Below are 7,732 nucleotides of genomic sequence, written 5' to 3'. Positions count from 1 at the left end.
GATCTGACGGTCACCCCCGGAAATGCATCTTTGGCAGCCTCGCTGCGGGTATCACCCCGGCAGGTATCGCGCTTTTTGCGTGAGCTGGAAGACGTCGGGTGGATCATCCGGCGGTATAATGGCCTCAACCGGAGGTCAATTTCTGGCGGTATTGATCTGCGTCCGGTGGCGGCACGGGTGGAACAATTGCGGCAGGCGGTTGCCGCCGTGAAGGCCGAACTGGCTTCCCGGTATGCCGAGGTCGATGAAACCTCCGGGTCCGAAACCGAAGCCGAACCAGTGACTTATCCACAGACGGATCTGTCAGGGGAGGGTGACCGATCTGTCACCCTGAAATACCTTACAAAGAAATCCAAACAAGATTCTGTACAGGCCGGGCAGGGGCAGGCCCTCGATGACGGCCAGCTTGTCGGGCTGATGATAACGGCCTCACAAACGTTACAACGGGTGTTATCCCCGGCTGATCTTGCCTGTCTGTCGTCCCCGGATACCGCGTCTGTGGCCCTTCATGCCCTGACCCGTGCGGTGTCGTGGCTGGTGAACAAGGATCTTGGTTTGCAAGGGGCCGTGTGGGCGTCAGCTTTGAGGCACCACGGCATCACCGCCCTTGCGGCTGCCGTGGTTGCCATTGAGCGCCACGGAGTGCGCAACCGGGCAGCCTACCTGCGGGGGATGCTGGACCGGGATGGCCTGCGCCGGACCGTCCACCACAGTCTCAGCGCCCTTAGCTTGTCCGCTGGGGAGGGCCGGGGCCATGGTTGACATAGCGATCACGCGGGAGGCAGTGGCATGAGCCTCTCCCCTTCAACCGAGCTTTACAGCCTGTTCCAGCGGCTGTTCGTGGAAATCAACGCGCTGTTTGATCCTCCCCTGCCGGTGCCGATGTTCGCGCTCGATCAGTCGCCGAAGACCTTCGGCTATTACCGTCGAGGCCGTTTCGTCAGCGCCAAGGGCGAGATTGCGGACGAAATCGCCATCAATCCCCGGGAGTTCGCTACCCACGGCTTCCGGGAGCTGGTGCAGACCATGGCCCATGAAATGGTCCATCAGTGGCAGGCGCATCACGGCAAGCCGTCGCGCAGCGGCTACCACAACGCGGAGTGGGCCGGAAAGATGGAGAGTATCGGCCTGATGCCCTCTTCAACCGGGGAGCCGGGCGGCAGCAAGACCGGGCAGCGTGTGGCCGACTATCTGATTGAGGGCGGTCCCCTTGAGGCCCTGTATCAGCGTCTGTCCGCCGAAGGGGTGATGATCCCGTGGTATGACCGGCTGGTGGTGGCCTTGGCCGCTGAGGCGGGTGTGGGCTTCGCCCTGTCGTCCTCGGTGACGGCGGCAGCCGTCTCCCTGCCGGTGATGAAACCCGAGGCCAAGGCGAAGACCAGCTATTCCCACCAGTGCAGTGCTGACAGCGAGCTTCTGAAGGTCTGGGGCCGGAAGGGGCTGGTCCTGACCTGTGGCCTGTGCGGGGGTATCTTTGCCGGAGGGTAGGGGAGATTTGTATCGTACTTTACAAAATCGCAGCTCAAACGATCTGTAACGAAAATAACAGTGTTATTTTTTATTCCGGGATCTGAGCGGAGCGTAACGCGTTATCCCCTGTTACGTTCCGGTGTGAACCGCTTTGCCGCGTCAGCAAGGCGGCTTGCCAGTTCTTCCCGCTGGGAGCTGTTCAGGGCGTCGGGATGGGCCAAAAGCCAGTCCAGTTGCCGCAGCAGATCCGCATGAGCCTGTTTCGCCAGCCGCACAGGAGCGCCCCGGAGCCACGCCTGAAGCTGCTTCAGCTCTTCGGGGGGCAGGTTGGCCACCGTACCGGGGGACACCTCTTCCAGCACGGTGGCGGACGCCGGGAAGGATCCAATCTGCTGCCGCTTCCCCTCTGTGGAGCGGTAGAGTTTCACCCGGTTGGCGACGATCCGAAATTCCATGATACACCTTTCAGATAGGTACAAGGCAATTGAATGCCAGATGTACCCATTATCAGGGCGCATATCAATAATTGTCTAATGTACCTTTCATGTAGGTGTGTGGGTACTGCTGTGAGGGAAAAGCCTTCAAGCCCCTCCGGGGCCATAGGGGCTTCGCCCCGGCCTCCACAAGGGGCAGGCGCGGCCATGGGCCGCTGTTGTCCGGCAGGTCTCCCCATAGTCGCCTTACAGGCGACCACGCTTCGCGCCGCCCGGTGGGCGGTGGGTGATCCCCCTCCTGCCGGACAACCCCTTGCGGATGCCTCCTAGTTTCTGACGACAGGGCAAAGTTCGACCCACCCAGTCCGATGAAAGGGACCCACGCTATGACCGCAATCATGATTGATCTGGAAGCTATCCTGAAAGCCCGCCGGGTTGCGGCAAAGACCGTTTTCCAGAAGGAAGTGGCTGCCAATGATGACAGGAAGCCGAACCCTTACACGCCCGCCTATTGCGACCCGAACAATGAGTTCCGGGGCACTAAGTACGACGCTACCCGAGACCTGCCATTGACCGAGGTTTGCAAGCGGATCCGGCAGGATATCAAGGATGCCATTACCGGGGGACGGCTGCCGAAGGTGAAGGTATCCGTGCGGAAGCGGGATTACCGGGCGGTGACTCTGATGGTTACCGAGGTTCCGGATTCCTTCCGTCTTTATGATCCGGAGTATCTGGCATGGGCGCGGGACAATCCATCAGACGATAAATACGGAAATGGCCCATATTATGACTACGGTATGCCTCTCCGGGGCCAGAGAATGACAGCGGAGTATGAAAACGTCTTAGAGGTTCTGACTGAGATTGCCCAAGCGTATAACCGCGATAACAGTGACAGCATGACCGATTACTTCGATGTCCGTTTCTATAAGACCATAGAGTTCTGCTGGAAACTTACACACCGCCGGAAGGACGAGGAAATGGCTGCCTTGCCAGCCTGACGGGGCAGACGTCCGGGGCCGGGGAACCGGCTCCGGGGATGAAAATTTGATAGGGAAAGACGTGAAATATTCTTTATTGAGTTGCAGTCCCGAAACATCTGGTTCAGCGGGTCAGCTCTTCCAACCCGATGGAGGGCTGAACGATGACTGGGAAGAGATGTAAAAGTGTGTGTAATAGTGCGCATCGTGCTTGTGTGGGGTTGGCGTTGTGTGTATAATAATGCGTATAAATCGGGGGCAGCATGCCGAAATTTGAAACCAACACGCGCCGCATCCTTGCCAGACTGGACGCTGAAGGCTGGATCAATTGCGGCGGAACGCGACATGACAAGTACGAGCACCCAGAGCGACCGGGGGTGAAGATCATTGTCCCCCGGCACCGGGAAGTGTCGCCGGGTGTGGCCCGGTCCATCGCTGAAGCCGCTGGCTGGTAAGACGGGAGAAGGCAGATGTTTTATTACGGTATTCTGGATGGTTCCGGCGACGTGTGGGGGGTCCGTATCCCGGACCTTCCGGGCTGCCATGGTGGAGGAGCAACCGCTGAGGCGGCGATGGCCGATGCCATGACGGCAGCGGCGGAATGGATCGGGGACGGTCAGGCTCCCCAGCCCCGCCCGATGGCCGAGGTGGTGGCGCTGGTTGAGGCCGGGGAAGTCGTTGTGATGATCCCGGTTCAACGCGATGCCGGGCGGGTGGTCCGGGCCAACATCACCGTTGATGCGGGTTTGCTCTCTGATATCGACCACGCGGCAAAGATGCGTGGACTGACCCGTTCAGCCTTTCTTGCCAGCGCGGCCCGTGAGAAAATCGCGGCAATGGCGGGCGGCGGGCAGGCCGGTTTGTAACGTACGATACAAAACCGTCAGGACACTGCCGGTCAGTGTTCAATCCGCAGCAGGTGCATGACGCCGAGCATGTTCCAGTCGATTTCCACCCGGCCCCCCGGCAGCACCGTAACCCGGTTGATGCACTCGCGCAGGCGCTTATTGGGCTGATGGTCCATCAGATCGGCTTCAAGGCGGTCGGCATAGATGCCCAGAAGCGCCACGGCCTGCTCTATGGTCTTTTCGGTCGGAGACAGTAGCCGCAGCTCCCGCACAGCGGTTGTCCGCTGTGCATTCAGCCTGCGGATGCTGTCTTCGTTGGCTTGCAGGAAGGCCCGTATTTCCTCCCGCCGGGTTGAGCTGCCGAGAATGTCCAGCACTCGGGTCATGTTCTGACGGGCTTCGGCCTCCTGTGTCTCAATGGAAACCACCGACGCCTGATAGGCTTCGCGCTTGGCCTTAATGTCCCCCGCGTCATAGGCCACCAGAATGTCTGCGGGCTTCAGGTCGGTAATTGCGCTCAGGGCGGCATCAAGGAAAGTGTCCAGGGTCCGGGGGCACTGGTGGCAGTTCTCTGTTCTGCATCCGTATTGCTCTTTGCGCAGGGATTTCATTTTCTGGCCGCTGGAACCGCAATACAGCCTGCCACTGAAGAACAGCATGGCATTGGTCAGGGTGCGCTCCTGCCGCAGGCGGTGGCGGCGCTGCCTGTCTCTGGCGTCCTGTTGCTTACGCTCTTCTCCAGCTTTGCGCCGTTCTTCCTTCAGGTCACGGCGGACGCTGGACCGGCGTTCAAGCTCTTCCTGCACATCGTCAAACAGCTTCTTTGGCAGAATGGCCATCTCCGGCACATCTGTTGTAATCCACTCCTCTTCGGAGCGGACCGCAGACAGCCGGTGGCCGGTTTCGGGATGAGACTTCCATTCCTGCCGATTGAAAACGACCTCCCCGATGTACAGCCTGTTCCGCAGGATTCCGGAGCCACGCGAGGCGGTGCCGACCAGCGTTGTCGCGTACCATTTGCCGCCGCCGGGGCTGGGAATGCCACGGGCATTCAGATCTTCCGCCAGCCGTTTCAGGCTTGTCCCGGTCAGATAGTCTGCGAAGATCTGGCGAATGATGGCAGCCTCTTCAGGGACGATAGTCCGCAGGCCCCGGATGGTTTCACCGCTGTCTGTCAGTTTTGGGGTGGCCCGATACCCGTAGGTACGCCCGCCGGGCAGGCTGCCGCGCTGCACTGCGGCTTTCATCCCCCGCCGCGTTTTGTCAGCCAGATCTGTGAGATAAAGGGCGTTCATCGTCCCGCGCAGACCAACATCCACCTGTGACACGCTGCCATTGCTCACTGTTTCAATGGTGATGCCAAGGAATGAGAGAATATCGTAGGTGTCAGAGATCTGGGCCATGCGGCGGCTCAGGCGTGACAGATCCTCTGTGACGATCACATCCATTTCATCTTTGCGGGCCGCAGCCATCAGCCGGATCATCCCGGTACGCTTCTGGACCTTCCCGGAGACAGCCTCGTCTTTATAGATCCCCGTGATCTGATAGCCCCGTGCCTTGCAGTAAGCCCGGCAGCGGTTGATCTGATCCGTGGTGGAAGTGGCCTGCTTGTCCGTCGAGTGGCGGGCGTAAAGTGCGGCTCGCTTCGGGCGATCTGTAAGAGCTGTCATGTCTGCCATGGGAAAGAGATTTCTTTCCAAAGCCATAATCAAGGGCTGCCGGTGCAGACAAGAGAGAAATCAGCCTTAAGGTGTATTTTCTCAGTCTTTCTCACACTTTCTCAGTGTTTCTCAAAGTTTCTCAATCTTACGGGGTAATTTCTCAAAGTTTCTCAGTCTTTCTCACAGTTTCTCAGAGATTGCGCGGACCCCCTTGGTTTTTTCTCTGTCGTCCCGCTGGCAGGATAGGCGCGGTGGTACCACCGCGCTCCTGCCCTTATTCGCATACGCTCAACGGGGGGTAAAATGAGCTGCGCACCGGACATGACAAAGCCGCCCTCGGAGGGATCCGGGGCGGCTTTGTCGGGGGTGGAGTCCTTAGTAGAGCAGGGATGACCTGCCTTTGGTAATCAGAACGCTCAATATTCTACTTCAGTGTTATATCAAAGTCAGAAATCCGGTCGGATGATAAATAACCTTTTGGTAAGCCTGTGAGTTGCTCAATCATTTCTGGGGCAAATGAGAGAGCCGCTTTGATCTCATCCTTATGCCGCCGCCCACTCTCCACAACAAGCTCTGAGACCCTTCTCAGGAGAATCGGCTGTTCAAGCGGCAAGCCATTAGGGCCATCCAGAGGTTCTATTTTCCGCCATTTCTTGAAAGATATTTGTTTATAAAGGTTTGTTATCTGCTGATCGTCAAAAATTCCAAGGTTTTTGCAGCGATAGATCATGGCTGCGATCGAAACTTTCCATCGTTTTTTTAATTCAACGAATGCCATAAGGCGAGGGGAGTAAATCTCATTAGGAAATGAACGCCGCGGCAACAAGAACGCCCCAGCGAACCTGTCAGCCTCAGATTCGATTTTTTTTAACCGCTCCTTGTCCTCAAGGTCTTCACCCCCAACCCACCTATGCAATACAAGGTGCCCAAGCTCGTGAGCAGCGTCAAAGCGAGCTCGTGCGCAACTTTCTTTTTCCGATGCCATGAATATGAAGGGGCGTTGCCCGCTCCAAAAAGAGAAGGCCTCAATGTTTTCGTCTGGAATCTGGACGCGGCTAACGATGATACCTTTTGTCTCTAGTAGTCGAACGACGTTGGAAATTGGACCAAGTCCTAAGCCAAAATGCTCGCGAACTTTCTCCGCAATGTCTTCGATCTCCTCATCCTCATAATGGGGCGACGTTCTAGATTGGGGTTCAAATGCAGGAAGGTCGACTTTGGGGTAGTTTGTCACCTCATCAAAGACATAGGCTGTTTGAGACAGCCATCGAGCAAATACTTCGCATGCCAGATTGCGACGTTTCGTGTCAGCACCCGTCTTACGGAAAAAGTTGGTGCTAAATACGCCAAAACTGGGAGTTACTTCTTTGGTAAAGAAGCTGATGGGCTGCTCCAGAGCTTCAGCGAGCGCGTGCATGGTTGGAGGCTCGGGAACTTTGTCACCGAGCTCATATGAGGAAATCGCCTGACGACTTACGCCAATTAAGTTGGCGACTTCAGTTTGATTCAAGCGTTTCGCTAGCCGTGCTTCCAGCAAACGTGCAGGAATCAATCGCCGCCCGTGATTGTCATCGCGGGCGGCTTTTGGAAAGCGAATAACGTTATTTGTGTTATTTTCCATTGTCCTTCCGCCACCTTTCAATGTCCTCTTTTAGCAACTGGGTGGCATTGAAGTCCACATCCGTATCTTCGATAGCGGGGCCTGTGCTCGGAAGTTCATGAGGAATAGACATTAAGTTGGTGGTTCTGAAACGATAGTTGCGGTTATGCAGTGGGTGAGGTAAGGCCAAGTGGGCGAATGTAAGCTCCTGATAACCATGGACTAGCAGGAAATGTGGCTCGCCTTTGACTGTGTGCTCGTCAGCGAACTCCGGGAGGTCAAAAAATGGTTCATTGTTCAGTCGGCCATTCTCCCGAAAACGGACGTTTCTCGGTTGCTTAGTTGGGTCTGATATCTGACTGATGGAAACGACGGAATGAGATAAGCGAATCTCTAAGTAGCTGCCAGTAGGCTTTGAGAACGGACGCCATCGGAACTCGAACGGGAGCTGATGAGTTTCGAGTAAGCGCTTGAAGCCAAAGTCGGTTGCCCAAGAAATGAAACGACCTCGATTTGCTATGGCGCTTTCAATTTGCAGGATAGGATCAGATGCGATTAGCTCAGCGGCGGCAGCGTATGCTGTGCGCAGTGTGGTTGGAATGTGATGCCAGTACTTTTTCGGAAATTGATCTTCTAAAAAGCCCTCGGGATCGACCACACTCATGCTGGCCCTCGAATCGGTTGCAGGTTGAATGAAGCAACCAGATACGATTTTTTTATTATTTTGTCAACCGCAGCGCCG

General features: G+C 56.6%; 9 protein-coding genes. 5 read left to right on the top strand and 4 right to left on the bottom strand.

Annotation, left to right across the window (positions count from 1 at the left end):
* Together G365_RS0119070 and G365_RS0119065 are read left to right on the top strand one after the other, a co-directional pair.
* On the top strand, positions 1-762 hold a 762-nt coding region (locus G365_RS0119070), incomplete at its 5' end, for a helix-turn-helix domain-containing protein (protein WP_026345515.1).
* Between the two features lie 27 nt (positions 763-789).
* Positions 790-1,488 carry a SprT-like domain-containing protein gene (locus G365_RS0119065; RefSeq protein WP_019647131.1) on the top strand — a complete coding sequence of 233 codons (699 nt, stop codon included), beginning with the start codon at positions 790-792 and terminating at the stop codon, positions 1,486-1,488.
* A gap of 101 nt (positions 1,489-1,589) precedes the next feature.
* Here G365_RS0119065 and G365_RS0119060 read toward each other — a convergent pair whose 3' ends face one another.
* Entirely contained in the window at positions 1,590-1,925 is a 336-nt protein-coding gene (locus G365_RS0119060) for a hypothetical protein (protein ID WP_019647130.1), read from the bottom strand.
* Between the two features lie 365 nt (positions 1,926-2,290).
* Here G365_RS0119060 and G365_RS0119055 point away from each other — a divergent pair, with 365 nt between their 5' ends.
* The 3 genes from G365_RS0119055 (at position 2,291) to G365_RS0119050 (ending at position 3,747) form a co-directional block, all read left to right on the top strand.
* Positions 2,291-2,902, top strand: a complete 612-nt coding sequence (locus G365_RS0119055; RefSeq protein WP_019647129.1) for a hypothetical protein — start codon at positions 2,291-2,293, stop codon at positions 2,900-2,902.
* A 242-nt stretch (positions 2,903-3,144) separates the two neighbouring features.
* Positions 3,145-3,336: a type II toxin-antitoxin system HicA family toxin gene (locus G365_RS23675; RefSeq protein WP_081628632.1), complete on the top strand. Its 192-nt coding sequence runs from the start codon at positions 3,145-3,147 to the stop codon at positions 3,334-3,336.
* A 15-nt stretch (positions 3,337-3,351) separates the two neighbouring features.
* Complete coding sequence (locus tag G365_RS0119050; protein WP_019647128.1) at positions 3,352-3,747, top strand: type II toxin-antitoxin system HicB family antitoxin; 396 nt, start codon at positions 3,352-3,354, stop codon at positions 3,745-3,747.
* Positions 3,748-3,779: 32 nt separating this feature from the next.
* Here G365_RS0119050 and G365_RS23315 read toward each other — a convergent pair whose 3' ends face one another.
* From G365_RS23315 to G365_RS24025, 3 genes are all read right to left on the bottom strand, one after another.
* A complete protein-coding gene (locus tag G365_RS23315) occupies positions 3,780-5,408 on the bottom strand; it encodes a recombinase family protein (protein WP_019647127.1) in 1,629 nt (542 codons plus the stop codon).
* Positions 5,409-5,814: 406 nt separating this feature from the next.
* Positions 5,815-7,011 carry a helix-turn-helix domain-containing protein gene (locus G365_RS22430; protein WP_081628631.1) on the bottom strand — a complete coding sequence of 399 codons (1,197 nt, stop codon included), beginning with the start codon at positions 7,009-7,011 and terminating at the stop codon, positions 5,815-5,817.
* Positions 7,001-7,654: a hypothetical protein gene (locus G365_RS24025; protein ID WP_155976389.1), complete on the bottom strand. Its 654-nt coding sequence runs from the start codon at positions 7,652-7,654 to the stop codon at positions 7,001-7,003. The genes G365_RS22430 and G365_RS24025 overlap by 11 nt, the downstream gene beginning before the upstream one ends.
* Positions 7,655-7,732: the final 78 nt, after the last annotated feature.

The organism is Novispirillum itersonii subsp. itersonii ATCC 12639, assembly GCF_000381985.1.
GTDB lineage: Bacteria > Pseudomonadota > Alphaproteobacteria > Rhodospirillales > Rhodospirillaceae > Novispirillum > Novispirillum itersonii.
This window is presented reverse-complemented; position numbering and strand designations above follow the sequence as displayed.